Source organism: Actinacidiphila yeochonensis CN732 (assembly GCF_000745345.1).
Taxonomy (GTDB): domain Bacteria; phylum Actinomycetota; class Actinomycetes; order Streptomycetales; family Streptomycetaceae; genus Actinacidiphila; species Actinacidiphila yeochonensis.
Genome location: NZ_JQNR01000001.1, coordinates 18,226 through 43,032, shown reverse-complemented (window position 1 = coordinate 43,032; position 24,807 = coordinate 18,226). Strand labels below are relative to the sequence as shown.

At 71.6% G+C, this 24,807-nt stretch carries 30 protein-coding genes; 17 read left to right on the top strand and 13 right to left on the bottom strand.

Annotated elements, in window-relative coordinates; genetic code table 11:
- Positions 1-823: 823 nt before the first annotated feature.
- The 3 genes from BS72_RS00255 (at position 824) to BS72_RS00245 (ending at position 2,897) form a co-directional block, all read left to right on the top strand.
- A complete protein-coding gene (locus BS72_RS00255) occupies positions 824-1,441 on the top strand; it encodes a replication/maintenance protein RepL (RefSeq protein WP_157856092.1) in 618 nt (205 codons plus the stop codon).
- Complete coding sequence (locus BS72_RS31795) at positions 1,435-1,830, top strand: hypothetical protein (RefSeq protein ID WP_051950301.1); 396 nt, start codon at positions 1,435-1,437, stop codon at positions 1,828-1,830. The genes BS72_RS00255 and BS72_RS31795 overlap by 7 nt, the downstream gene beginning before the upstream one ends.
- Positions 1,831-2,591: 761 nt before the next feature.
- Positions 2,592-2,897 carry a hypothetical protein gene (locus BS72_RS00245; protein WP_051950297.1) on the top strand — a complete coding sequence of 102 codons (306 nt, stop codon included), beginning with the start codon at positions 2,592-2,594 and terminating at the stop codon, positions 2,895-2,897.
- Positions 2,898-2,933: 36 nt separating this feature from the next.
- Here BS72_RS00245 and BS72_RS00240 read toward each other — a convergent pair whose 3' ends face one another.
- The 4 genes from BS72_RS00240 to tpg (BS72_RS00225) form a co-directional block, all read right to left on the bottom strand.
- Complete coding sequence (locus BS72_RS00240; RefSeq protein ID WP_037905039.1) at positions 2,934-3,191, bottom strand: hypothetical protein; 258 nt, start codon at positions 3,189-3,191, stop codon at positions 2,934-2,936.
- The gene (locus BS72_RS00235; protein ID WP_037905037.1) at positions 3,188-3,499 is read right to left on the bottom strand and encodes a DUF6247 family protein; all 312 of its coding nucleotides are present in this window, start codon (positions 3,497-3,499) and stop codon (positions 3,188-3,190) included. Before BS72_RS00235 ends, BS72_RS00240 begins: the two co-directional genes overlap by 4 nt.
- A 506-nt stretch (positions 3,500-4,005) precedes the next feature.
- Positions 4,006-4,746 (bottom strand): hypothetical protein, encoded by a 741-nt coding sequence (locus BS72_RS00230; RefSeq protein ID WP_198545725.1) that lies wholly within the window; start codon positions 4,744-4,746, stop codon positions 4,006-4,008.
- A 93-nt stretch (positions 4,747-4,839) separates the two neighbouring features.
- On the bottom strand, positions 4,840-5,454 hold the full coding sequence (tpg, locus tag BS72_RS00225; RefSeq protein ID WP_078900902.1) for a telomere-protecting terminal protein Tpg: 615 nt from the start codon (positions 5,452-5,454) through the stop codon (positions 4,840-4,842).
- 96 nt (positions 5,455-5,550) lie between these two features.
- On the opposite strand from tpg (BS72_RS00225), the gene BS72_RS35025 reads away from it, so the two are divergent.
- Entirely contained in the window at positions 5,551-6,015 is a 465-nt protein-coding gene (locus tag BS72_RS35025) for a hypothetical protein (protein WP_051950295.1), read from the top strand.
- A gap of 47 nt (positions 6,016-6,062) precedes the next feature.
- Positions 6,063-7,331 (top strand): endonuclease domain-containing protein, encoded by a 1,269-nt coding sequence (locus BS72_RS00220; RefSeq protein WP_037905035.1) that lies wholly within the window; start codon positions 6,063-6,065, stop codon positions 7,329-7,331.
- A gap of 109 nt (positions 7,332-7,440) precedes the next feature.
- Here BS72_RS00220 and BS72_RS00215 read toward each other — a convergent pair whose 3' ends face one another.
- Genes BS72_RS00215 through tap form a run of 4 tightly spaced genes read right to left on the bottom strand, consistent with a single transcriptional unit; the run spans position 7,441 to position 10,844 of the window.
- Positions 7,441-7,635, bottom strand: a complete 195-nt coding sequence (locus tag BS72_RS00215) for a cytochrome c-type biogenesis protein (RefSeq protein ID WP_037905033.1) — start codon at positions 7,633-7,635, stop codon at positions 7,441-7,443.
- Entirely contained in the window at positions 7,635-8,192 is a 558-nt protein-coding gene (tpg, locus tag BS72_RS00210) for a telomere-protecting terminal protein Tpg (RefSeq protein ID WP_037905031.1), read from the bottom strand. The genes BS72_RS00215 and tpg (BS72_RS00210) overlap by 1 nt, the downstream gene beginning before the upstream one ends.
- A gap of 2 nt (positions 8,193-8,194) precedes the next feature.
- Positions 8,195-8,656 carry a hypothetical protein gene (locus tag BS72_RS00205; RefSeq protein ID WP_037905028.1) on the bottom strand — a complete coding sequence of 154 codons (462 nt, stop codon included), beginning with the start codon at positions 8,654-8,656 and terminating at the stop codon, positions 8,195-8,197.
- A gap of 4 nt (positions 8,657-8,660) precedes the next feature.
- The gene (tap, locus tag BS72_RS00200) at positions 8,661-10,844 is read right to left on the bottom strand and encodes a telomere-associated protein Tap (protein ID WP_037905027.1); all 2,184 of its coding nucleotides are present in this window, start codon (positions 10,842-10,844) and stop codon (positions 8,661-8,663) included.
- 174 nt (positions 10,845-11,018) lie between these two features.
- On the opposite strand from tap, the gene BS72_RS00195 reads away from it, so the two are divergent.
- A complete protein-coding gene (locus BS72_RS00195) occupies positions 11,019-11,243 on the top strand; it encodes a hypothetical protein (RefSeq protein WP_037905024.1) in 225 nt (74 codons plus the stop codon).
- Between the two features lie 22 nt (positions 11,244-11,265).
- Here the strand turns inward: BS72_RS00195 and BS72_RS00190 are convergent, their stop codons facing one another.
- From BS72_RS00190 to BS72_RS32975, 5 genes are all read right to left on the bottom strand, one after another.
- Entirely contained in the window at positions 11,266-13,092 is a 1,827-nt protein-coding gene (locus BS72_RS00190; protein ID WP_051950294.1) for a hypothetical protein, read from the bottom strand.
- Between the two features lie 1,221 nt (positions 13,093-14,313).
- The gene (locus BS72_RS00185; RefSeq protein WP_037905022.1) at positions 14,314-14,781 is read right to left on the bottom strand and encodes a deaminase; all 468 of its coding nucleotides are present in this window, start codon (positions 14,779-14,781) and stop codon (positions 14,314-14,316) included.
- Complete coding sequence (locus BS72_RS00180; RefSeq protein WP_037905020.1) at positions 14,781-15,464, bottom strand: RibD family protein; 684 nt, start codon at positions 15,462-15,464, stop codon at positions 14,781-14,783. Before BS72_RS00180 ends, BS72_RS00185 begins: the two co-directional genes overlap by 1 nt.
- Before the next feature lie 13 nt (positions 15,465-15,477).
- Positions 15,478-16,914, bottom strand: a complete 1,437-nt coding sequence (locus BS72_RS00175; protein WP_232792162.1) for a helix-turn-helix domain-containing protein — start codon at positions 16,912-16,914, stop codon at positions 15,478-15,480.
- Positions 16,915-17,062: 148 nt separating this feature from the next.
- Positions 17,063-17,398: a GntR family transcriptional regulator gene (locus BS72_RS32975; RefSeq protein WP_037905064.1), complete on the bottom strand. Its 336-nt coding sequence runs from the start codon at positions 17,396-17,398 to the stop codon at positions 17,063-17,065.
- A 175-nt stretch (positions 17,399-17,573) separates the two neighbouring features.
- Between BS72_RS32975 and BS72_RS00165 the strand changes: the two genes are divergently transcribed.
- The 11 genes from BS72_RS00165 to BS72_RS00120 all read left to right on the top strand — a co-directional run bounded on the left by BS72_RS00165 (position 17,574) and on the right by BS72_RS00120 (position 24,792).
- A complete protein-coding gene (locus BS72_RS00165; RefSeq protein WP_051950293.1) occupies positions 17,574-17,939 on the top strand; it encodes a hypothetical protein in 366 nt (121 codons plus the stop codon).
- Positions 17,936-18,094 (top strand): hypothetical protein, encoded by a 159-nt coding sequence (locus BS72_RS36125; RefSeq protein ID WP_157856091.1) that lies wholly within the window; start codon positions 17,936-17,938, stop codon positions 18,092-18,094. Before BS72_RS00165 ends, BS72_RS36125 begins: the two co-directional genes overlap by 4 nt.
- Before the next feature lie 541 nt (positions 18,095-18,635).
- Positions 18,636-18,902, top strand: coding sequence for a hypothetical protein (locus BS72_RS00160; protein ID WP_037905018.1), 267 nt, complete (start codon positions 18,636-18,638; stop codon positions 18,900-18,902).
- A 267-nt stretch (positions 18,903-19,169) separates the two neighbouring features.
- Positions 19,170-19,391: a hypothetical protein gene (locus tag BS72_RS00155; RefSeq protein ID WP_037905059.1), complete on the top strand. Its 222-nt coding sequence runs from the start codon at positions 19,170-19,172 to the stop codon at positions 19,389-19,391.
- Entirely contained in the window at positions 19,388-19,609 is a 222-nt protein-coding gene (locus tag BS72_RS00150; RefSeq protein ID WP_037905015.1) for a hypothetical protein, read from the top strand. The genes BS72_RS00155 and BS72_RS00150 overlap by 4 nt, the downstream gene beginning before the upstream one ends.
- Positions 19,610-19,748: 139 nt before the next feature.
- The gene (locus BS72_RS00145) at positions 19,749-19,970 is read left to right on the top strand and encodes a DUF5999 family protein (protein WP_037905058.1); all 222 of its coding nucleotides are present in this window, start codon (positions 19,749-19,751) and stop codon (positions 19,968-19,970) included.
- A 122-nt stretch (positions 19,971-20,092) separates the two neighbouring features.
- Entirely contained in the window at positions 20,093-20,332 is a 240-nt protein-coding gene (locus tag BS72_RS00140; RefSeq protein WP_037905011.1) for a hypothetical protein, read from the top strand.
- 99 nt (positions 20,333-20,431) lie between these two features.
- Positions 20,432-20,893, top strand: a complete 462-nt coding sequence (locus BS72_RS00135) for a hypothetical protein (RefSeq protein WP_037905009.1) — start codon at positions 20,432-20,434, stop codon at positions 20,891-20,893.
- Positions 20,893-23,040: a hypothetical protein gene (locus BS72_RS00130; RefSeq protein WP_037905007.1), complete on the top strand. Its 2,148-nt coding sequence runs from the start codon at positions 20,893-20,895 to the stop codon at positions 23,038-23,040. Before BS72_RS00135 ends, BS72_RS00130 begins: the two co-directional genes overlap by 1 nt.
- Before the next feature lie 121 nt (positions 23,041-23,161).
- Positions 23,162-24,595: a hypothetical protein gene (locus BS72_RS31780; RefSeq protein ID WP_157856090.1), complete on the top strand. Its 1,434-nt coding sequence runs from the start codon at positions 23,162-23,164 to the stop codon at positions 24,593-24,595.
- 35 nt (positions 24,596-24,630) lie between these two features.
- Positions 24,631-24,792: a hypothetical protein gene (locus tag BS72_RS00120; RefSeq protein ID WP_157856089.1), complete on the top strand. Its 162-nt coding sequence runs from the start codon at positions 24,631-24,633 to the stop codon at positions 24,790-24,792.
- Positions 24,793-24,807 lie beyond the last annotated feature (15 nt).

Sequence of the window (24,807 nt, the reverse complement as noted above, 5' to 3'; positions counted from 1 at the left end):
TGCGCGGTGTGTCAAACTTCGGGATGGGCTAGCCTCTGGACTCAGACACCACCCCCGGAGCACACCCGCCCGGGGTGCATCATGGCGTCAAGCCAGGCCCGACACTTCCGCAAAGGCGTGGTTTCAGTTCGGGGAAATAACGCTGAGGGAATTTCGATTGCGAAGCCCATTACTGCGGCTGGTAATTGCCTCAGCCGGAGAACGGGACCTCGATCGACCTTACGCCTGGAATTCACGTGCGGAGGTACGGGAGCTGCGCGGCCGCCAGGCCGTGCAGCGGAACCACCGCGGCGGCTGGCTCCGCTGCTTGCGCTTGTTCGTCACGGCCCGAGCCGCTCGAGACTCAGGACCGCTGGTGCTGTCCACGACCGCCAGCTGGCCTACGCAGCCGCACGCGAAGCGAGGTGCGCCCGGATGGGCTGTGGCTTGCGCCCTCGCGCGCGTGCGTCTTACTGATAAAAGGGGGCCGCGTGGAAACCTGCCCTGACCTGCGGTTTTGCGAGAGTCGATGTGTTGGCCCTGACACATCGACCTGCGGTTTTGTGCCCGCTCCGACACAGCGGCACCGCATTTGGTCCCGGAAACAGGTACAAACTGTGTTCACGCTGGTCAGGTCTGTGCGCGCTGCTCGGGGATCGAGGGCCGATGTGTCGGTGCCGACACCAGGGGGCCACGCCGACAGGGACAAAGGTCCCCGTGGGCGGGGACAATCTCGGCTAGGGTTCCGGCGACCACGCAAGATCGACCAGCAGGAGCCAGGGTGCCCGGCGAAGCGAGTCGCTCCACCAGCAGGGACCGGCAGTCGGCCAGCCGCGGTGAGCCCGTGAGGTCTCCGCTGGCGGACAGCTTCGCCAAAGCTCTGGACCGCACGCCGCCGGAACGCGGCCGGCCGGTGAAGTCGGCGAGTGTCGAGTACAGGTACCGCGAGCCGCACGATGCGTGGGGGCGTAGCGGCTACAGCATGGTCAGCAACGACTTCCTGTCCGACGTCCTGGCGGTGCTGATCGCCCGGTACGGCATGTCGCCGGTCCAGTCGGCCGTGCTGCTGTTCTGCATGGGCCGCCAGGTGGAGGGCCGGCTGCGGATCACGCACATCAAGGTCGCCCGTCACCTCGGGGTGGAGCGCGCGAACGTCACCCGGGCGCTGGGCAGCCTTGAGAGCTGGCACATGGTCCAGCGCCGGGCGAACTCGGTGATCGTGGTCAACCCGCTGATCTGCTTCAAGGGCAACGGCGACCTCCAGCGCGAGGCCCTGGAGCAGCTGCGGCAGGACGTCAGGGCTGCGCTGAGGAAGCACTACCCGGAGATGCGGGAAGATGTTCGGGCGCTGGAGCAGGCCGCGAGCGAGAGCTTCCCGGAGTTCGCGCGGCCGGCCGTTCCGGAGCCGCGTACGCGGCAACTGGCGTTCGGCGACAACGACGTGGAGGAGGAAGCATGCTGATCCAGGCCACCCTCGGGTTCGCTCAGCTGCACCGCCTGGAGCTCTCCAAGGCGTCCTACGACCTGCTCAGCGCGATGATGGAGGTCCAGCGGCCCGGCGGCGAGGTCAACGCCTCGCAGGCGGAGCTGCGGGATCGCGTGGGGCTGAGCAAGAACCGCACGTCGATCGCGATGAGCCAGCTGGTGGAGCGGCACGTCATCCTGCGGCCCGAGGGCCGCTACCGCAGCTACTTCATCCACCCGTACTTCGCCGGGTACGCCAGCGAGCAGGAGATGGACCAGGCGCTGCGCGAGGCGACGGAGTCCATCCAGGCCGGCGCGCTTCCCGCCCCTGCGCTGCCCGCTCCGCAGCGGCATCTGGCCGCCGTGCCCGCCCGGCGCAGCGCGTAGCCGGCCGTCCGGCCCGGCCAGGACCCAACGGCGCTGCGCTCCCGAGGTGCGGCGCCGTTGCCATGCCCGGCGCCAGGGCGTTGCACCCTTCCGTGCGCCGCAGGTGGGAAAGGGTGCAACGGGTCTGCGCTGCCTGCCGGGCCGTGCTTCGAAGCTGGGACGCGGGGGGCGTGCTGCCCGCCGGAGCGGGCTGCTTCCTGCTGATCGGTCACCAGGGGCTGCCGCCGGCGACCGGCGTTGCACCCCAATGTAGTTAGTACCTGTAGGTACTTAACTGCAGGTAGACACTCCTTCCCTCTGAGAGCGCAGCGCGCTGCGCGGCGAGCCGAGCGACAGGCGAACTGCCCACCGCACGCCGCTCGAACGCCCCACTACGCCATCCGGCCCGCTGCACCCGCCAGCGGCGCTGTACGCCCCGCAGGGGCCGTTGCGGCCCCTGGAATGCCGCTCGGGAGCCTGGAGGGCGGCAAACGCGCTCACAGGGCCGTGTGCGGCTTCCGTGGGGCGGCGCCGTCGCGTCCTCCTCGCAGAGGCGTTGCATCGTTCCCCTCCAGGGGAAACCGCAGGGCAGCAGCCGGCTGCTGCACGAGCAGCACCCTTGTGCCGCCCGGGTCGCGGTATGTCCCAGAGCTCCGAAGCAACCGAAGCAACGAGCCCAGCAGTACGGGGAGCAGCGCCCGGACAGCAACGGCGTGCTGCACGCTGCTGCTCGCCGTTGCTGCTTCCCGTGCCGTGGGTGGCCGGGGTGTCGTTGGTGGTGCGTGACGACCACGAGTGCGCTGAGCGAGGCGCTGTGCCGGGACGCGGCGGTGCTGCTGGAGAGCTACCGGTCCGGTGCCTGGGTGCCGGACCCGGCGGAGCGGGAGCTCGCCGAAGGCCTCGCGCGCAGCCGCTGGGACGCGCACGTGCTGCGCGCTGCTCTGCGGGAGGTTCCGCCGACGGTGCGGTCCGGGCGGCTGGTCGACGTCCTGGCGCCGGCCGCCGACATCGTGGACCAGGAGCCGGGGGTCGGCGACGTCGTGCTGCAGCTGCGCGTCCTGGTCGACGCGCTCACCACCTGGCCGTGAGAAGTCCGGCTCGGCCCTGCTGCTCGGGGTGGCCGGTCAGCCGAGCCAGACGACGGAGACCACGTACAGGCGCCCTTGCGCGCGGTTGACCCAGTACACGGCGGTCAGCTGCCCGACGGCGGCCGCGCGGACGTCCTCGCCCTCGACGTCGCCGGCGTCCATCGGCGGCCAGGTCCACGGGTCGCGCCCGGCGATATCCAGGACGTCGCGCAGCATCTCCACCGCGTGGGCGGGCAGTTCCGCGACGGTCTTGGAGGCCTGCGGCGAGAGCCGGGCCGGCCACACGCTGCTCACCGGGCGCCCCGCGGCGGCAGGACGTCCTCGAGGGCGACGCCGTCGGAGTCGTCATACCCGCTGGCGATGAACGCATCGACAGCCGGAGCCGCCGCCACGCGCGCCTGCCATGCGCGGACCACGTCGTGCAGCGGAGTGAGGCTGTAGGAGTGCCGCGAGTCCTCGAGGGCGCGTGCCCAGTCGGCCTCGAACGCCGGCACCCACCGGACCGCGCGGCGGTCGGCCCGCAGCGCCTCCAGCAGCTGCGCGGCCGCCGTCGGCGCCGGGGCTGCGGTCGCAGGAAGGGCGTGGTCGGGCTGTGCGCTCATCGAGGCCTCCGTAGGCGGGCGTTGCGGGCCTTGCAGCCCACGGTAGCGGCGCCCGCGGGCCACCCGGGCGCCCTTGCCGGAACGGCTGGCCCTGGCCCGGCCGGCGTGCTCAGCACGAAACCCCGGGCCGCCGTGGGGGGCGTACGGCGCCGGGGCTTCATCGTGGGGGGTCTGTGGTGCTCAACGAGCCCGGCCCGAATCGGTTACGGGTCGGCAGGCTCCGGGCTGAGGTGACGCTCGCTTGGCGCGTGCAACGCCCGGACCGCTCACGTTCGGTGAGCGTGACACTGTCACGCTCTGACCCGAGGTTCTTCGGGTCGGCCTCTTGAGAGGCCCTGAGAGCGGCTGCGCGAAGGGCGTTACACCTCCCGGCCGGTGAGAAGAGGCCGTTCGCGGAGCACTGAACCGGCCTTGAGCTGCGGCTTAGTCGCTGTAACGGTCCGACTGGGGGTGCAACGCGCTGCGGAGGCCGTCCGGGCGGGTGTCACGCTTACGCTCTGTCAGCGTTACACCGGCCCGCGGCTGGTGAGGAACGCGGCGAGGTCGGCGGCGGCCTGCGGGTCGGCGTTCGCGAGCCGGCCCGCGAACGCCAGCTGGTCGACGTCGGCGCCGGGCTGCAGGCGGGCGAGCGCGGCCAACAGCGCGGCGTGGGTGAGCACCGGGTGCGGCAGGAGATCGGCGGCAGCCTCCCGGGCGGCCGGATCCGCATAGTGCCCGCGGTGGGAGGCCAGGGCGTGCGCGAACCAGGCGTCGACGTCGGCCTGGACGTAGTGGCCGGCGCGGCGGGTCAGCAGGTCCCGCACCGCTTCGTCGCCCTGCCGGGGTTCGGCCTGTGCCAGGGTGCCGAGCTCGCGCAGCGCCTGGAGCTCATCGGCGCGGGCCCCAACCCGGGCGGCTTCCCGCAGCTCGGCTTCCCGTGCGGCGGCGGCCGCGGCGTCGGCCGCCAGCTCCGCCTGCGCGACGTCGTCCGTGCCCGGGTCGTAGACCGCGCCCGGCCCGGCCGCGGCGAGCAGCTGCTCCAGGCGCTCCCACTCCGCGAGCTCCGCGCGGCCGCGCGGGTCGTCGGCCAGGTCCTCGTGCCGGGAGTCCTGCCGGGCGAAGAACCGCGCGGTATCCAGCGCGGCCGCGAGCGCGTCGGCCGTCATGCCGGTGGCACGGCGGCGCACGACGCGTCGGCCGATCCGGGCGGGGTCGACCGGATCGCGCGGGCTGGGAGGGCGGTGGACAGCGTGCCGGGGCGTGGGCATCAGCGCCTCGCTTTCAGCAGGGATAAAGAGCGGGTGTTGTGCGGGGCCGGTAATTCGGTGAGTCAGGTATACCAGCTCTCGCGCGCGGCCCGCTCAAAAGTTGAAGTCGATGTAATCCACGTCGGTGAATACCACTTCCACACCCTTCGCTCGCTCACCGTAATTCCCGAAGTAGGCGTACCCGAGAGCTTGCGCGACCAGGTTCTGCAACTCAGCTTCGGTCGCACCTCGCTCGCGGGCGGCGAGGATGCGGCCCGCGTGGTCCGGCGAGACGGTCTGGGAGATGAGCCGCGGGCGGGGGTCATCGGTGGAGCCGAGCGCGGCCCGGAACCCGAACCGGGCCCGCGCTGTGATCCGCAGGCCGCCGCTGCTGGCGGCCTGCTCGCGGACCCGGGCGCGCACGCCCGGCTGCCAGTCCCGGGCGGTCTCTTCCTCCAGCGCCGCCTGCAGAGCCTTCTGGGGCCGCCTGAGCTTGCCCGCGGCGTAGCGCTGCACCGTTCGGCGGGACGTGCCCAACCGGGCCGCAACGGCCCCTGTGGAGCCCTTCGCGCGGTCCAGGAGGAACCGCATCTTCGCGCCCGCGCCCTTGGGCACCGGCCGGGTGAACGCGGCCCGCTCCGCCGCCTCCAGGCCGTCATGGAACTGCCCCCGCACCGACGCGGGCGAGCGGGGTGTGGGCAGGGCGCTGTCGTCGTGATCGCTCGTCATACAGCCACGGTCGGACGGTTGTCCTGTGGACAGTGGTCGGCGATTCGGCGGCGTCTGTCCACAGACCGGCGGCCGCAGCCTGTCCGGGAGGTTGCCGTGACCGGCACGGCGGCCGCCAACGAGCAGGAGACGCTGATGCCGTACCTGGTTCCGCCCCGCACGCCGCTGACTCCCGAACAGGTGAGCCGCGCCTTCGACTACCTCATGGCGCTGGAGGCCGGCGGCGGCGCGAACGTCGCCAGCCGGGAGCAGGCCGACCCGGAGCTGCCGTTCCTCATGCTGCGGCTGACCGAGGACCTGGTCCTGCCGGTCACCACCGTGCCGGACGACGAAGAGCCCACCGCGGACTCGTTCATCCTCGAGCGCGTCGGGGACGTCCTGCTGTCCGCGCTGCGGGACTGGCAGCGCGACTCCCCCACCACCGGGTGCGTCGGCCTGGCCCGCAGCCTCCTGCGCTTGATCACGGGCCTTCTGACCGACCAGGACGACCGCGGCGACGTCGCCGCCACACTGGAACGGCTGCGAGACGAACACCCCGCGCTGGCCGGCGCCGTCGGCTGAGGCCTGCGGCCAGGGGCGTTGTCGGTGGGTACTGCCACCATCCGGACATGTCTCTCATTAGCCGGGAGTACGCGCGTTCCCTGTTCGCGGAACTGACGCACGGTGCCACGGTCCCACTGGACCTTGACGAGCTGGTCGAGATGCCGCGTCTGCGGTGGCACGGGCACGTGTTCGTCGGCGACATAGCGCTGCGCTGCTACAAGCACCGGTCGCGGTGGATGTTCGAAGAGCGGGACATCCGCCGGGCCGGCCAGGCACTGGCGGAGTTCGCCGTGGACGTGGACGACGTCGTGGAGGTGCAGCTGCCCGCGTACCGCGACCACGACGAACGCGACCTGGAGGACTGGGGCCGGCCCGACTGGCGGCGGCAGCTGGTGTCGTGGATGTTCCACCAGGCCCGCCGCCAGATGATGGAGCGAGACGTGCGTTCCTGCGACGAATGGGCGTCCTCCTGGAAGCGCTTCGGCGCCAACGGCCTGCCGGGTGAGCTGACGTGGGAGGACTTCCTCGCCCGCAGCAGTCTGTACCGGTCCACGCAGAACATCGCCAGCACCCGGCCCCTGCAACTGCTGACCTGGTCCGGCGACGCATGGCTGCTGCCCCGTGCCTACGTGGGGCTCCTGGACCGCTTCGAGCAGCGGGAGGATGAGCTGATCGGCCGGGTCCGGCTGTGCTCCCTGTGCGGCGCGCAGGGGCCGATGTGGGGTTGGCCCTGGCGGCGGTCGACGGCCAAGGGCTACGTGACCATGTGCCCGCCGTGCTCGGGGGCGTCCTTCCGCCTGTACGGCGGCCACCTGCGGGGCGTGCTGTACGACTCGCCGCGCCGGCGCGGCACCCGGGCAGACGACTACGTGTGCCGGCTGTGCGGGGAAGCGAGGGCATCGGCGTGGGACCACTGCCACGACCACGGCTATGTGCGCGGGCCGCTGTGCAGCGGCTGCAACACCCGCGAGGGCCTGGCCCCACCCCACTGGTTCCTGCAGGATCCGACCAGCGTGCTGCACCTGCTGGAGTGCCGCGGCTGCCGCGAGCAGCGCACCCTGCCGCGCCGGTTCCACACCGGCGTGGTGCCCGCCCACCTGGCACAGACCGAGCGGCACGGCCGCCGCTGCCAACGGCAGCCCAGTGCCCGGGAGCTGGAGTACGCGCACGGCGTGTACCGGTTCTCGCTGTACTGCGACAAGCACATCACCGGGAACTGGACCAAGGACGTCACGCGGACCGAGGTGGCCGCGCTCGTGCAGGCCTTCGTCGACGCCGCCCTGGCCGCCCCGGACGTCGCACCCCCGGCCGACGTCGGGGGCGAGTCGGCGTGACCGCAGGTCGTTCAGGCCCGGCTACGATGCCAAGCGCCCCTTCCCGGCAGCTCGAATGCCGGGAAGGGGCGCTGTCGTACGGCCGCGGTCGGCCGGCTCGCTCGGGGCGTCAGTCGACGCCGTAGTCGATGATCTCTTCGTCGCTGTAGCCCTCCAGGATCTCTTCGACGGCGTCCCGGAGCTGCTGCGCGATGCCGTCGGCGACGTCCGGCGTGCAGATGATCTCCACGCCGACATGCCGGAAGCCGGGGTCGTCTTCCTCTTCTTCGGCACCGCTGGTGGGGGCCGGGTCGGTGGCGGTCATCAGAAGTCCAGTTCGATGTAGTCGATGTCGGTGAACTCCACCTCGAGGTCGGCCGCGCGGCGGCCGCGGTCCTTGAAGTAGATCTCCTGGAGTCCTTCGGCGGCGATGCGCTGGAGTTGCTGCTCGGTGGCGCCGGCGGCCTGCGCGTCGAACAGCCGGCTCGCGTAGACGGGCGGCAGGTGCTGGGTGATCCGGCGGACCCGCCCGTCGTCCGTCGACCCGGGCGCGGCGGTGAACCCGAACCGCGCCCTCGTCTCGATCACGATGCCGCCGCGCGAGGCGGCGTGCTTCTTCGCCCGCTGCTGCACACGGGGCTGCCAGTCCTTGCGGACCTCGCGCTCCAGGCGGGCCGCCAGGTCCTTGCGCGGCCGCCGCAGGGTGCCTTTGAGGTAGCGCTCCACCGTGCGCTGGGTGACTCCGAGTCGGGCCGCCAGGGCGCGGGTGGAGCCCTTCTCCGCCTTGAGCAGGAACCGCATCTGCGCGCCGGCGTTCTTCGGGATCGGGCGGGTCGCGGTGTTCGCGGCCGCACGGGTCAGTGCGTCTTCGATCTCGCCCATGGTCAGGCTCCTTGGCTCAGGGCGCGGCCGGCGGCAGCGACCAGGTCGTCGGTTGCGGTGATGGCGTCCTCGCGCATGGCGGCGAGGGCGTCCAGGTCGGTGGCGCCGCGCAGGTCGAACGCGGCCCGGGCCGCGCGGCGGGCCGCCGGCTCGAGGTCGGGTTCGATGATGGAGACCGCGACCAGTGGGGCGGTGACGGCGGAGCGGGTGGTGTGGCTGGCGGCCCGGGCGCTGTCGTAGGTGTCCTGCGGGGCGCCGGTCAGGCGCAGGTGCTCGCGGTGCCACATGGTGCGGCGGTGGTCGCCTATCGCCGCCACCAGCTCGCCGAGGGCGGCGCGCAGGTCGGCCGCGCGGCGGTCGGCGCGGTCGTCGCGGCGGGCGGCTCGGGAGTGGCGGGACTGCAGGAGCGCGGTTAACAGTCCTCCGAGCAGGGTGCCGGCTACCGCGATGATGGTGTCGCCCACGGCTCTACTCCCCCTCGTCCGCGGCGTCGCCGCCCTTGATGTGCCGGGCGGGGTTGTGCTGCTGCTCCAGGAGCTCCACAGCCCAGAACAGCGGCTGCGTCCCTTCGTGCTTGACCATGCCGGGCGAGACTCCGAGCCGGAATGTGCCCGGCGCCGGCTTGCCCGCCGCGTCGTACGGCAGGACGTCCAGTGGGGAGGGCCCGGCGGCCGGGTAGACAGCGCAGTCCGACAGCAGTGCGATCGGCAGCAGCGCGTCCTCGCCGAACACCACCGCGCCGGTCGGCGCGGGGCCGGCCTGCGTCGCCAGCGCCGTCTTCACCAGCTTCCGGTGCATGTTGACCCGGGCCGCCGAGATCACCGCCGCCCGGATGTCCGGGCGCCACGTCGGGCGCTCCAGGGCCGGCCACCGCTCGCCCGGCCGGTACTTCGTGCCCTGCGGGCGCTCGCGCAGCTTGCCGATGCCGCCCTTGACCGTGGACTTGATCGCCGACAGCACCGCCGCCATACCCGGGTCGCCGGCCTTGTGAGTCTCCATCGCGGCCAGGAACGCGGCCGGGTCCAGGTCGGCGGTGATGCCGAGGTCGGCCATCGTCGCCTTGTACGCCTCCGCCAGGTGCTTGTACCAGGGGTCCAGGTACGGACCGGCATCGCGCCGCAGGTAGCCCACGAGGGGGCGGAGCTCCACCGGGAGCCCGAAGGTGTCGATCAGCTCAGCTGCGTAGGCGACGGTGGGAGTGGCGTACCAGGCCGGCCCTTCCGGGCGGCGGCCGTGCGGGGTGAACGGCGACGGCAGCCGCGGGTCCAGCTTGATCCCGGACAGGTCCACCAGCCAGGAGCCGGGCACCGCCTTGTCGAACCGCGGCGACTTGACGTACTCGGGTCCGGACAGGCCGACCACCAGCCTGTTCGCGGCGGCGAGGAACGCGGTGTTCACGTCGACGCCGACCGCGAACTGGCGGGAGCACTCGCCGTCGGTGAGCAGCTCGGTGGGGCGGATCCAGTCGAACGCCTCCTCATCGAGGGCTTCCGCCGCGGTGCGCGGGTTGGCGGTCGGGTACAGGCCGTGCACGACGGGGTGTTCGTCGGGGGCCTCCGGCGGCGCAGGGTCGACCGCCGCGGTGAGCGAGCCGGGCACCGGCCCGGGCACCCACGTGTCGGTCGTGTCGTCCTTCACCGCGCGGGTCGGCGGCCGCAGCGCCGTCATCAGCTCCAGCCCGGCGACCGCGGTGGAGCCGCGCGGGGTCAGCACGCGGGAGGCGTAGGCGGTCAGCACCCGCGCGAGTTCCGCCGGCGGCAGCTGGTCCGCGTCGCCCCACGCCCGGGAGTCCAGCGCGCCCCACGGCAGCACGGCGAGCTGCACGCAACTTCGCTCGCTGCCCTTGGCCGGCCGGTAGATCCTGGCCCACGGGCCGAACCCGCGCCGGGTCAGCTGCCACTTCGCGCGGCCGATCTGCTTGACGACTTTGTGGTCCTCCGGCAGCCGCATCGCCCGGCGGTCCTCCAGGCGCTCCGGCAGTCCGAGACGGGCGGCGGCCGCGGCGGTCAGCACGATCAGCGGGTCGGAGTCCTTGCCGGAACGGTGCAGCCGGCTCGCGCCGAGCCGGGCTTCGGCGAGCGTCCACTCCACCAGCTCCGGCACCGACTCCGCCGGGCACTCCAGGACCAGGCCGCCCGCGCAGTACAGGGAGCCGTCGCCGTCCAGCACACCGAGCGGGCCGTGCGCGAACCGCGGATCGGCCGCGGCCGCCGTCGACGCCGCGGCGGGGGCCGGCTTCGAGGTCGCCTTCTTCGCCGCCGGCCTGCGCGACGTCGGCGTGCTCCTGGCGGCCGCCGCCGGACGCGGCGCCGTGCTCCTGGTCGACGCCGGCGCTTCGGTAGCCGGTGCCACCGCAGGGGCGGGGTTGGCGAGCGCGGCCGGGACCGGCGGCGCGGGATCGGCGGGGTACTTCGCGGCCCACCCGTCCAGCAGCCGCTGGTAGGCGTCCCGCTTCGGCGGCCGCGGTTCGGACCGGCCGGCCTCCCAGTTCTTCACCGTCTGCACCGTGGTCTGCAGTGCGGTCGCCAGCCGCGACTGCGACACCCCCGATGCCTTGCGCAGCCGAGACCGCTCATCAGGCGGCGGCAGATCCGGCTCCCCCGCCAGCAGCGCGTCGACCGCTGCGAACAGCTCATCCTTCTCGTTGGCCATGTGACACCTCCACCTCGCACCCTACCATTGTTTACCCGTTTATTTATCCGTGGATTTATCTAATGGGATGGTGAGGCGACGCCGCGGGCAGCGGTGTCCTCCAGTTGGCTGGTTCACACGCAACGGCCCTGCTCGCACGGCCGTTGACAGATACGGTGCCGGCTAGAGGTCCCCTTGAGACTGGTCTGGTTAGCCGCCCTTGCCGTGCTCGCCGTGGTGATGGCGGTGCTCACCCCATACGTCTTCCGCCACGAGTCCGTCTCGCAGACGGTGGGCTGGTGCGTCATGCTCGCCTGCACGGTCATCGGCGTGGGCCTGCTGGTCCGGGTCGAACTGCTGATCCGGGCCCTGGACCACCGCTCCGCCGGCGAGGCCGACCGCCCTGGCCGACAGCCCTGACGTCCACCCGGTCGCGCTGCCGTCACACCTTCTCCGCATCAGCGAGGGCGACCTGCTGCGCCCGGTGCACGCGGCACACCGGCCGGGTCGGCAGCGCGGGCCGGTCACACGGCACGCCGTCCAGCCCGGTGCACGTCACCCGGCCCGCGCCCGGCGGCGCCGCGATCACCCGGCCCTCCCGGTCCTGGCGGCATCCCCGGCACAGGCCGTCGACCACCGCGGCCCCGGTCAGGAAGATCCGGGCGCCGCAGTCGCCGCAGGCACCGCGCGGCCGGTCGTCCAGCTCGCCGGGCACCAACTGCACGGCGTAGCGCGGGGCGCGGTCGTCCTCACAGGCCGGGCAGGCGCCGGACGGACCCATGGCGGTGCCGTGGTCCGGGCACAGGCCCTGTGCGCTGCGGCGGGCCCGGCGCTGGTCGGCGACGATCGCAGCGCACACCTCGCAGCGCATGCCGGACGACCACAGCGTGCCCGCCTCGCAGTCCTCGAGGCCACAGCCCCACCGAGGCAGTGCGACCCCGAGCAGCCACCGGCCCGGATCCCGGATCTCGCTCGGGCCGCTCGCCGCGAACCTGGCCCGCAGCCGCACCGCCAGTCGCTCGGGATCGGCGCCGGCGCGCAGCTGCCGCCCGACCTCGCGGGCGATCTGCCGCTGCACGAACGCGCTGTCCACTCGCTCCAGCACCCAGTGCACCGGCTCCAGCACGGCGTAGATCTGCGCGTTCATGGTCAACTGCGGTCCGTCGTACGACGGCCGGACCGGCCCCCCGCCCTTGCTGCGCTTTTCGCCTTCGGCCTTCGGCGCGAGCTGTTCTTCATCCGCGCGGAGCGCGAGACCAGTGCCGTCCCTCGCGGCCGCGCTCGAGGTCGGACGGTTTTCCACAGGTACTACCGGTACTTCGCCTACGGCGGGTGAGGCCAGCGCACGCTCGTCATCAGGTGAGTCAGTCGTAGGTGATTCCTTAGACGCGAGGGACCCCTCACCAGCCACGGAACCCGATCCCTCACCAACACAGGAACCCGCCGTCGACCAGGTCCCCGCCGCCTCCTGCGACGCCGTACCCGGCGGAACCTGCTCCTGGACGTGCTCCTGGTCCTCCGGGACGTCTCCGGCCGCGTCGGCGTCGACCGCCGCCTCGGCAGGCGTCCGACCCTCCGGCGCGATGTCGTGCGCGACCAGGACGTGCCGCCCGTACGCACCGGCCCGCCGCTGCACCGTCAGCCACCCGGCCGCCTCCACCTCATCCACCACCGCACCGGCCGCGTCCGCGCCGATCGGCTGCCCGGCCCGCTTGCCCGAGTGGTGGAACAGGTAGCCGGCCAACTCTCCCTCGGTCAGCGCGATCCCCGTCGCCCCCGCGTACGCGACCGCCGCGAACGCGCGCAGCTGCCGCGGCGAGAGGTCCTCCGCCGCCGCCACCGGCACCCACACGAACGACTCCGCCCTGCTCGCAGGCCGCACGCGGCGCACCGCCGACGTCCCGCGCCCACCGGGCAGGGTCCGCCGCCGCGTCGCCAGGTCCGCCTCGCCCGTAGGGCCCGGGCGCCGCAGCGCCGTCAGGCCGCGTTCCACCGACGCCGTCGACACCCCGAGGTAGCCGGCCAGCGTCTCCGTCCGCGCCTCGCACCCCTCCGCCTCCGGACGCGCCTGCAGCGCGGCGACCTTCACGTACACCGACAGCGCCACATCCGGATACGCCGCAGACGCCACCAGCCGCCACGGCACCCGCACCCGCTGCCGGCGCACCACACCCTCCGGCGCCGCGCGCTGCCCAGGGTCCACGGCAGCCCGCCGCTGCCGCGGACCCGGCACCACCACGTCGACGGCGGCCGCCGTCGCGGTACTCATCGGCCCACCCGGGCCAGCATCGGAACACACGTCACCGGGCGAACCTGCACCAGGTCGCCTGTGGACAAAGTACGGAGAGCGCCGCCCCGGGAGGCGAGCGACAGAAAGGTGGTCACGCTTTCTACAGGTGCGGACTTTGCGAAGGGTGTGACAGCCGCCGACCCTGCTCCGAGGGCGAGCGGTGTGACGTCCACCACGTCCGTTCCGTGCGGACCCCGCACGGATGGCTGAAACCTAGGTTCTAGGGCACGCCAGAACTGGCGCACCCACCGGTGCCCGTGCAAAATGGCATCGCTCCTTCCGTACGGATGAGGGCATGACGAAGCCCCTCGGGTCTTCGTGATCTCGGCCAGAGATCGAACTGTTCGACCGGCGCCAACCGGCGAACCATGGGAGAGCCGCCAAGCTCTCCGGTGACATGTGGGGCGCTCAGCCCAAGACGATGGGGATCGTCTTGCGGACCAGAACCCCGGCGGCTAAGCCGCCACTGACCTACGTCGTCCCGGCCCCCTCGCTTGTTGAGGTGCGGACCGGGATGACGTGCGTTTGGGCAGCACGAACAACCCAGCGAAGAGCCAGCAACCCATGGCTGCTGACCCCACGGCGGGGTTCGGTCTTGGAACGCGAATGGGCGGGTACCCTGATCACGTCGCCATCCCTTCCTTGCAAGGGTGTGCGGCCGGCCGACCGGACCCCTCTCACAAGGTCCATAGGCCCGTGGCCCCTCTCGCCTTGCTCAAGGGCGATCGACGGGGCCACACTCACGTCTTGATCAACGTCGGTCGTCACTGTACCGTTCCGCCGCCACAGCGAGTGCACGGGGGCGTGACGTGTCGTCACCACGGGCGTGGTCATGCGCACCATCCTCGGTGCCGCATTCAGCCCGATGGGCCAAACACGCCGAACGGGTCGCCCCTGTCCCGCCGGGCGCGCGCTGACTTTCCGACAGGTCCCGCAGGGCGGGACGACGTTGCCGAGCATGCCCATCACCTCCTTTCCGATCTCCGAGACCGCGACCGTACGTTGGCGGACACCGCCCCGCCTACACCCCTCGAGGTGGGTATCCACCGGCAGGCCCGGACTGTAGAGCAACCAAGCCGCCCTGCCTACAAAGCATTTACTTTGCAAACCCCGACGCATCGGGGCTCTGACCAGGGGCGATCCGAAATTTTTCGGGGATCGAGACTCTCACATCACGGACCGCCCCGGCCGTGATCTGGATCAGCTCAGGTCGAGGTGCGCGTTGACGGCCCGAGCTGCTTCGGCGAGTTCAGGCAGCTCCACCACGGAGACGCCGGCGTCGACCAGGAGCTCAACGCCGACGCAGTCGGCCACGAAGAGAGCCGGCTCACGCCAGGCGATGACGACCTTCGGGATGCCCGCGGCCAGGATGAGTTCCGTGCAGGGGTGGGGACGGGACTTGCGCTGGGAACAGGGCTCCAGGGTGCTGTAGATCGTCGCTCCTGCGAGCCGGGGGTCTCCGGCCGGGAGCTTGGCAAGGGCCGATTCCTCAGCGTGGACGTGCGCGTCGTCGCCCTCGCGGCTGTACCCGAACGCCAGCTCTCTGCCGTCCGCGCCGACGATCACCGCCCCGACGGAGTACGCGCCCTCAGCTGGCGGGCACTGCGTCGACAGGTCGATGGCGCGCTGCATCCAGCGGACATCCTGCGCGTGGGTGGTCTCGGTCATCAGGTGCGGTCCTTCGGGGCGTAGCGGAGCAGCACGACGTCGCCGACGGCGCGTGCTTCGAGCAGTTTCATCCGGGCGGTGCTGCCGCCGGGATAGGTGGCGGCACCGAGGAACTTCGGCGCCGCCGGGTCGCCGACCAGAAGCGGGGCGACGGCCAGGTGGACTTCGTCCGCGAGGTCAGCGGCCATGAGCTGGGTGTGCACCGTCGCCCCGCCCTCCACCATGAGCTGGCCGACGCCACGGCGTCCGAGTTCGTCGAGGATGGCGTGCCAGTCCAGGGCGGGACCGGTACTCACCACGTCGGCGAGGCCGGCCAGGTTCGTCTGCACCGCGTCTAGCGCGCTGTCGGTGGTGAACACCAACTTCTCGCCGCCGTGGTGCCAGAACTTGAGGCTGGGGTCGAGGTCACCGGAGGCGGTGACAGTGACCTTGAGCGGGTACTCCGGCTTCCCGTCTGCGACGCGCTTGGAGCGGCGGTCGGCGCTGTTGACCAGGAGGCGCGGGTTGTCCTTGCGCATCGTGGTGGCGCCGATGAGGATCGCGTCGGATTCGGCGCGGACCTGGTCGACGCGGTCGAAGTCGTCGGCGTTGCTCAGCAGCAGCCGATCGGCGCTGGTGTCGTCCAGGTAGCCGTCCACGCTCATGGCGGCGGACAGTAGGACGTACGGGCGGGGCGTCGTCATCGTGATCCGTTCTTCAGGACTCGTGAGCCAGGAGGGCGTCGAAAGAGGAGCGGAACTCTCCAACCTCGGAGAGCCGCTGCCACGGCACCAAGGCCGCGTCCAGGCGAGCCAGCTCCTGGACGATCCTGCCTGACCCGGTGCCCTCCGCGACGGCCAGGGCTCGGAGGCCCACTTCTGCCGCCTGCTCCGGGACGCCGGCCCCGGCGTGCGCCACGGCCGCACGGGCGAGGTAGACGCCGCGGTCGCGGTGGTAGTCGCTCGGAAGCCCTTGAATGGCCGACATGAACGCGGCGGCGGCCTGGTCGTGCTTGCCGAGCGCCTCCAGGCTCTGTGCGCGGTGGACTTCGACGTACTGGCCGTTCAGCCAGATACCCCACGGACTGGGGTCTCCGGCGATGCGATCGAGGTTGGAGCGGACAGTGTCGATGTCGCGCTCGCTCGCCGACGACTCCCCCCGGAGCGCGTGGCCGTAGGCACCGTAGGTCTGAGCCACGGCTGCGAGGCGACTGCGAGGCCGGGCCATACGCTGGGCAGCCTCCGCCAGGTCGACCACGTCGACCAGGTCGTGCGTCTCGCCGGCCAGCTGCGCCTTGCGCGCCATGACGTACGTGGTGAGGTCGGCGTCGCCGACGGTGTGGCTCCACTGGAACGCCCGGTCCAGCCAGAACGTCGCGGCCGACCAGTTGCCGAGGTCCTGGTAGAGCCAGCTGGCGAACTCCGCGAACTGCGTCTGCAGCTCCATCAGGTCCTGGCGGTCCGCCCCCGAGGCGTCCCGGCGCAGATCCTTGATGGCCTCGATGCCCTCCAGAGTCGAGGCGAGTGCCCGACTGGGACCCAACATGTTGTCGTTGTCGATAAGCAGGCGGCGCGTACGGCGCAGGGTTTCGACGGGCGTCTCCCCATAGGCAGATGCCGCACGTCGTGCCCGCTGGGCAAGGTCCGGAGTACCGGCCGACGCCGCAGCGGACGGTGCTCCGGCACCAACTGCAGCGGCCGCACCGATCCCCACCCCGCCGCGCAGAAGCGCGCGTCGATCGAGTGCCACAAAAACCACCGATCCATCACGTAGACGAGCGGGGACGAAGATCCCCTCAGTGTCCGACGTTGCCTGCTCTGGCAAGGCAGATGCCAGGTTGATCGAGGCTTCGGATACATGTATCCCCGAATCGGATACACGCCGCCGGACGGTAGGGACGCCGTAGATCTGATCCCAGAGGGCGAGCAGCGCGCCGTGCGCACCAAGGACGGTGTCCACCGCTTCGAGCTCGGAGCGAGCCTTGATCTCCCGCGTCCCGTTCTCCCATCTCTGCAGCGTGGAGTGCGAGATGAACGCCTGCGCCGCCACGGTGCGCAGCGAGGCGCCGGTTCCCTTGCGGTACCGCCGGATGGCTTCCGCGAGGCGTTGACGGGGAGCGTCATCGGGGTTCGTTGGGATGGGGTGTTGGTCCACTTCGAGCCCCCTTCTTGTCTCCGATCGATGTATCCGCCCTGCGGATACACGGTGACCCTAGAACTCGCTCTGTCACGGCATCTACAACTTTCGTAACGCCGACGGGACGGAGGGAGCACGGGTCATGACGATCAACCAGGCGCGAGAGTCACGCACCATCGTGGGTCTTCTCGATCTTGTCCAGTCGTTCGGTCAGCTTCGCGACCTTGTCTTCAAGGACCCGCAGCGCACGGGTCGTTGGATCCTCGGTCGCCTCGGCTGCCGCGCCGGCCACGTAGGAACCGCGGCCCTGGTGGGAGTAGATGGCGCCCGTCGCTCGCAACTCCGACAGAGCCCGTTGAACGGTGCCGGCTGCCACGGCGTACTTCTCAGCCAGCTCCCGCGTGCTGGGGAGCTTCTCGCCCGGCTGGAGCTCTCCTGCTGCGATCTTGTCGCGCATGTCCAGCGCGATCCGCTGGTACGGCTGAACAGCCTCGTCTCTCATGGCCGACATCGTAGAGCGACTCCTTCAACCTAGCTAGCTTCCATAACTTCACCAACCAACCGGCTTGACACGGCCCCGACTGTATCAGCTAAGTTAGCCATGTCGATAAGGCAAGCAGTCGGCACCCCGCCCCGGGGACCGCGCAGGCGCGTCCCTCCGAGAGGAGATCCACCTCATGAACCGCACCTTCCACGCCGCTGAACTGGACGCCGAGACGCTGGTGCTGCTGGACGCGATCGACGTCCCGGTGCCGGACTTCTCCGTCGACCTGGACGTCGTCTTCGGAACGCCGCTGGAGATGTACGAGGCCGGCCTGCTGGAGCACGAGAAGCTCACGGGCCTGGACGACCTCGCGGCCGCCGACGCGATCCAGGCCCGCCACGACCGACTGCTCGCCGCCGCCGACATCGCCGCGGACGACCCGACCATCGCGCAGCGTGTCCGGGAGCTCCTGGTCGACGTGCTCATCCCCTTCGCCCCGCTGCTGCTCACCGCCCGCCCGTCCGCGCCGGCCGCGATCGAGACGGCGGTCGCGGCGTGATCCCCGAGCTGAGCACCCGGGGCGCCTTCCTGGTCGTGGCCGTGGTCACCGGCGTGATGGCGCTGCTGACCCTCACCGCTCAGTTCATCGGCGTCGGCCAGCTCCTGCTCTGCCTCGCCGCCGCCGTCTCGCCCGGCCAGCTCACCCGGTCCTGACCACTCCCCTCGCCGCCACCCCCGGGTGGCGGCGGTAGAAGCGGCCAGATCCCACAGGTTGCCCAGCGCCCGGAGAGCCCCCACCAGGGCCGACCGGGGAGCGCCCGCAGATTGACATACGTGCCCCGGTTTCCCCGGGCGCCACATACCGGCCCCGGGCCCGAATCCCGGGAGGTCATGCAGGGACACCAGATACCCCTGGACCTACGCAGAAGGGAGTCACACCCCGGACGCCGACGAACCGCGGTCACGCGCGGAGCACACAAGAACTGGGAACCGCACGGCTGGCTTCACGGCCGCCCACGACGACCCACGGCACACCGACTCGGTGTCGTGGCGAGGGGCCCATGCGCACGACCGGCGGGTACTTCGGCTCCCGCAAAAACCGAACAGGACGCGGTGGAAGAGACCGCGCCAACCCAACTTCGCAGCCACGCGCTGCCCAGTCGCCCGCCGTCCCGCCTCGAGCGGCCCGGTGGGCGGTGGGGAGCCCGGAGGAAGCACCGCGCTCCAGCCCATCACCGATCCGGCAGGAGAGCACATGAAGTCCCTGGTCAAGCCCACGTACTCCAGCATCACCAGCCACTACCTGAGCCCGTTCCCGGAGCAGCGCAGCTCGCGCCCGACCACCGAGCAGTCCGCGCACCAGACGCTCGGTGCGAACACGTTCACCGGGTTCACCCCGGTCATCTACACCGAGGACGCCCGCGGGGAGCGGCTGACCAACCGCGAGGGCCGGCCGATGTCGATCGCGACGCTGCACGGCAGCGCCGGCGTCTTCTACGTCTTCGAGTTCCAGGAGGACTGACCCCGCCCGCACGTCCCCTGCGACTGCCTGTCGCCGCCGCCCCGCACCGCTGGGGGCGGCGACGGCAGGGGGCTGCAGAAGCACCCCGACCAACTGCGCCGCCCGGGAGGTGAAGGCCCCGGGCGGCGCGTGAACAGGCCCTGAGTGGAGGACCCGTGAACAGGATCGCATCCCTCGCCGTGTCGGCGCTGTCCGACGAACAGCGGGAGCAGATGGGCAAGGACGTCAAGGACGCCAACAAGCGGAGCGAGGACAACGCTCGCACCCGTGGCTGACCTCATAGGCAGGGCCCGCGCCGCTCAGCACCGCGCGGTCCGGGCTCTCGCCGTCTGCGGCCCGTCCCACCCGATCGTGCACGCCCTGCTCGCCGCCGCTGCGACCGCGGCGATTCAGGCGTGGGACGCGGGCCACCACGTCGCCGACCTGCACCCCAGCTTCCCGGCGCCCCTGCTGGTGCCGCGCCTCGCCACCGAAGGAGCCGGGCGATGAGCTTGTACGACCGGATCATGACCGTCACCGACGGCGACACCGCCACGCTCAAGGCGACGTACGCCGCGCAGGGCGCCGCCCGCATCGCCACCGAGGTCGGGCACCCGGGCCTGGCCGCGGCGGCCGCCGTCGGCGGCGCGCTGTTCGCCGCGGTCGACACCGTGATGCACGTGCCGAAGGCCGCGCCCGGCACCTACGCCGACTTCAACACCGACTGACCCGCCGCCCTGTGCTGCCCAGTCGCGGCCGGCCCCACGGGGCGCGGCCGCGGTGGAGAACGCAGGGACCGCAGCCGCACCAGCCGCTCGGTCCGCAACCTCAACACCGCCTCGAGGGAGTTCACCCATGGCCAGTTCCCTGTGCACGCACACCCCGACGTGTCCGACCGCTGACAGCCCCGACCGCGAGGCCGCGCAGACCATCGCCGCCCATCCCGAGCAGGGCTGGAGCCTGTTGTGCAACTCGGTCCTGATCTTCGAGGACACCGGCGAGCTGCTGCCCGACGGGCAGATCGTCGCCCCGCACCGGCCGGTCGGCACCGACGCCCGCGGCCGCCAGGCCGACCTCGCCGCCGCCTGAACCGCTCCCCCGCAGCCTGCGCTGCCTGTGCCACCGGCCGGCCCTTTCCCGGGCGGTGGCGCGGAGAACGCAGGGAGCCTCCCTCGTTCTGCTCGGCCCTCCCCGAAGTCCTGGAGGACTCGATGATCACTCTGCCCATCGTGGTGTTCGCCGCTGTCGGCGTGTTCGTGTCCTGGCGCATGGACGTCCGGATGCCGCTGGCGATCTGCACCGTCGTGCTCGGCTACGCGTTGGCCACCTCGCCGCTCGCCTCCGGCATCAACGCGTTCGGCGCGGGCGTCGGCAACGCGATCCACGACGCCAGCTCGCACACCCAGTCCGGCACCACGCAGCCGGCCAGCTACACCCACCGCAGCCGGTGAACCTGCCGCCTGCCTGTGGTGCCGGGCCCCGGCCCGGTCCCGCAGGGAGGTGACAGCCCCCCGGAACGCCCGTCCCACAACCCTCCTGGAAGGACCGCAATGAGCGAGAGCGACGGCGAGAAGCTGGCCAGCAACCTGGCGCAGCTCGTACAGCAGTTGGAGAAGATCGAGTTCCGGACCGACCGGGACCTCTACCAGTACGCGCGGATCCTGCGCGCGATCGGCCTGGAGCTGCACATGCGGGTCGCGATGGACGCCGACATGGTGTCCGCGATCCTCGCGCAGTACAAGGGCAAGTGGTTCACCTTCGGCGTGCAGTCCAAGGTCCGCAGCAAGCTGGTCGGCGCGCACTTGAAGACCGGGGCGTCCGCGGCGAAGGTGCTGGGGCTGAGCGGCATCAAGATGTACGCCAGCTTCGTCAAGCACTTCATCCAGCCCGAGCTGGACGCGGAGAAGAAGGCCCGCGAGGGCAAGGGCAAGAAGCCCGGCTTCTCCATCGGCGACAAGCCCAACGCCGGCTCCGCCGGCCGTCCGGGCGAGGCCGGCGGGAGGGTCGCCTGATGGCCCGCCGCGCGTCCGCGTCGAAGAAGATCGACACCCGCACCGAGGAAGAGCAGACCAGCGACCGGCAGCTCTACCTCACCTACGGCGGCCCGTGGGCCGTCACCTTCGGCGGCCCGCTCCTGGTGGAGACCGCCCACGCCGTGCTCGCGCAGCAGCCCACCTCGCTCGCCCTGGCGGCCCTCGGGGTCGCCGGGATGGGCGCCGGGCTGACCAAGCTGGTGGCCCGGATGGATGAGGTCGCCAAGCGCGACAAGGACACCCGGGTCCTGCACCTGGTCAACGCCACCGCCGTCACCGCCGGCGCGACGCTCGGCACGGTCGTGGGGCTGGAGTCCAGCACCACGATCGGCGGCTGGCTGCTGGTCGGCGCGGGCTTGTCCATCGGGAACAACCTGTGGTCCAAGCTCCACAAGAAGGCCGCGGGCGAGAGGACCGGCGGCAAGTGGGCCACGCTGGAAGCCGAGATCGGCCTGGCCAAGCACGAGTTGAAGGAGGCCAAGTCCAACGGCAAGGGCACGGTCACCGCCACGATCGAGGCGAAGGACGGCGCGACCGCCGACGAACTCGCCCGCAAGATCCCCGCGATGACGTCCGCCCTCAAGCTCGGCACCGGCCGGATCACCCACACCGTCGACGACGACGACGCCTCGCAGATCACCATGCGCGTCCAGGTCGCCGACCTCCTCAAGGAGGGCTTCCCCTGGCCGGGTCCGTCCGCGTTCGGCACCGGCTTCGGCGACAGCCCGCTGCACGTCGGACGGTACGAGGACGGCGAGACGGTCAAGGTCAACATCCCCGGGGTGCTGCGCGACCCGCAGGAGCTGACCAACGGCAACGTGGAGCACGCGATCTTCCAGGGCGTCAACGGCTCCGGGAAGACGCAGGGCAACGCCGGGATGATCACGGACGCGGCCACCCGCTCCGAGGTGTCGATCATCATCGTCAACGCCGCGAAGTTCATGCAGGACTACGGCCACATCCGCCACGCGGCCGACATGGTGATCACCACCACGGCCGACGCCCGCCGGTTCTTCAAGCAGCTCGGACCGGTGATCGAGGCCCGCGCCGCGTACCTGGCCTCCAAGGGCCTGGCGCGGTGGGAGCCCGGCTGCGGCCTGAACTTCCTGATGATCGTGCTCGGTGAGGCCGCCGACTACGCCGACGGCGACGCGTACGGGAAGGTGCTGCGCACCATCCGGTCGTCCGGCGGCTGGGTGGAGTCGGAGATCCAGCGCGCCACGCACGACCAGATGGACACCTCCGCGCGGGCCAACCACCCGGCAGGCGTCGCCTTCGGCCTGTCCGACGGCGCGGAAGCGCAGTACGTGCTGCCGCCCGAGGCGATCGACGCCGGCGCCTTCCCGGGCTGGGGCAACCGCAAGCCCGGCTACTCCTACTGGGCCGGCATGGGCATCCCGCAGGAGCGGTGGGCGGTCGTCGCCCGCACCTACGCCGTCGACCGCGCCACGCTGGCGGCCGCCGTCACCGCGGGCCTGAACGTCCGCACCCCGCTGGACTCCATCACCGCGCAGGCCTTCGGGAAGCTCTGGGAGAACCGCACCTTCTACACCACCCCGCTGCTCGCCAGCGAGCCCGGCACCGGCATCCCGCCGATGCCGACCACACCGCCCGCGACGCCCGCCGCTTCGGCCGCCCCGGACGCGCCCACCGCGTACGACGACCAGGAGCTGGAGGACGACATGGACGTGGAGGTCGATGAGGAACTGATCGCGAGGGAGACCGCCGACTTGGAAGACGCACTGGCCAAGATCCTGGAGGACGACCCCGAGCCGGGGGAGTACGAGGACCTGTCGGTGGACAAGGAGGTCGCGCCGCCGGCCGACGACGCGCCCGTGCTGGAGCTGGGTGGCGGCGACGACACCGACCAGCTCACCTCCGAGCAGGGCCGCGTGGCCCTGTACGAGCGCCTGGACCAGTGGGTGCGCGAGGGCAAGCTGTCGTTCGCCCCGCGCGAGCTGACCGACATCCTGCTGCGGCTCGGCCTGCGCGACACCAAGCGCTGGTTCTACCGCGAGCGCGACCGCCTCATCGAGGCCGGGGTGATCTCCGAGGACGACTCCGAGGAGGGGTACGGCCGCTACGACCTGATGCGGTCCCCCCTCGCCGATGGTGACGGTAAGTAGCGGAAACGGGATGTGCACGGTGCGGTGAGCCCGCACCGTGCGCACCCCCGGGTTCCTAAGGGAATTCCCCGCTCAGAACCCGCGCACAGTCCGATAGATCCCGTTATGGGTGCCGCGCACGGTGCGCGCACCCTTCCCCGCGCACACTACGGAAGGTAACCGCCATGGCTGCGCCGCACGTGGCCGGCCCGCCCGGCCAGCCCACTCCCCGACCCCCGCCACCAAGCAGGACGCCGACGCCGCCCGCGTCTCGATCGGCCACCTGGTCCGCGTCGGCGGCATCGTCACCAAGTCGCTGCTCGGACTGGGGCTCGGTGCCCTGGTCTTCACCTGCGTGAACGTCACCCGCTTCGCCACCAGCCACGACATCCCGGCCTACATCGCCTGGATGCTGGACCCCCTCGCCTCGGTCGCCCTGATCACCGTCCTGTACGTCGACGGCGTCCTGGTGGAGCACGGCGGCACCTACAAGCCGTCCGGCTGGCCGTTCATGCTGCGCTGGGCTGCGGGTTTGTCCACGTGGGTCATGAACTGCTGGACCTCCCTCTACCCCGACGGCCGCTTCCACCCGGTCCCCCAGCACCCGGACGCCGGCGGCATCCTGCTCCACTCCGTCGCCCCGGCCCTGCTGATCCTGCTGTCCGAGGCGGCGGCCGGCTACCGCCGCTACGTCTCCGCCCGCCGCGTCGAACTGACCGACATCATCGACCGGTTCGCGGCCGCGGAAGCCGAGAAGAAGGACAGCGAGGTCCGCCGCGCCCGCGAACTCCGCGACCGCGAGGACGCCGAAAAGCGCGCCGCCGCAGAACGCGAGGCGACCCGCGTCGCAGAAAACGAGGCGGCAGAACGCGAGGCGCGTCGGGAACGCGAGCGGCTCGCAGCGGAAATCGAGGCGGAACGCGAGCGGGTCGCCCTGGCCGCGCAGACCGCAGAAATCGAGGCCGGGCGCGAGCGGCGCGCGGCAGAGATCGAGGCGGCCCGGCGCCGCACCGACGCCGAGATCGCACAGGCCGAACGGGACCGTGAGACAGCCCGGCAGGCGGAGCTGATCAGGGCGGAAGCCGAAGCCGAAGCCCTGCGGGAGAAGGCCGCAGCCGAAGCCCGCGCCGTAGAGGAAGCGGAGCGGGCCAGGCAGCAGCGCGCACTGGAGCGCGCCGCGAACCGCACCCGGGCCGCATCGGAAAGCACCTCGCAAAGTGGCGGTCGCCGCACCTCGATTTCTGGCGGTGCCACCTCGGAAAGTGCCTCGCAAAGTGGGGCCGCGCTCATCGCAGTTCGCGAGACGCCCACCTCGGAAAGCGGCCGGGTGCCTCGCGATGTGCGCGAGCAGCAGCGCGACGAAGCCGAGCGGTACGTCGCGAAGTGCCTCCTGGACAGCGTCACCCCGGACCTGGACGGCCTCGCGCAGTTCTACGGCAAGGGCGAGACATGGACCGGCGACCGCGTCCGCGCGGCCCGCCGGCGCCTGTCGGAAGAGCACGGATTCGAGGCGGCCGTCCGCGCGGCCAACGTCCTGGACGGGTTCACCAACGACGACGCGGCCGGCGCCGCATGAGCGACCGGCCGCGCGAGACGGAGGAAGAGGACGACATGGACGACACGGAGCCCACGTTCACGTTCGGGTTCGTTCCCGGCGACCGGCCGCCGCTGCTCCTGGCGGACACCAGCCCCGAGCACCCGACGACGATCCTGCGGCGCGACCCGGAGCACCCGGCGATGCTCGCCACCCGCTTCCGGTCGCTGACCGACTGACCGAGCAGCTGTTCC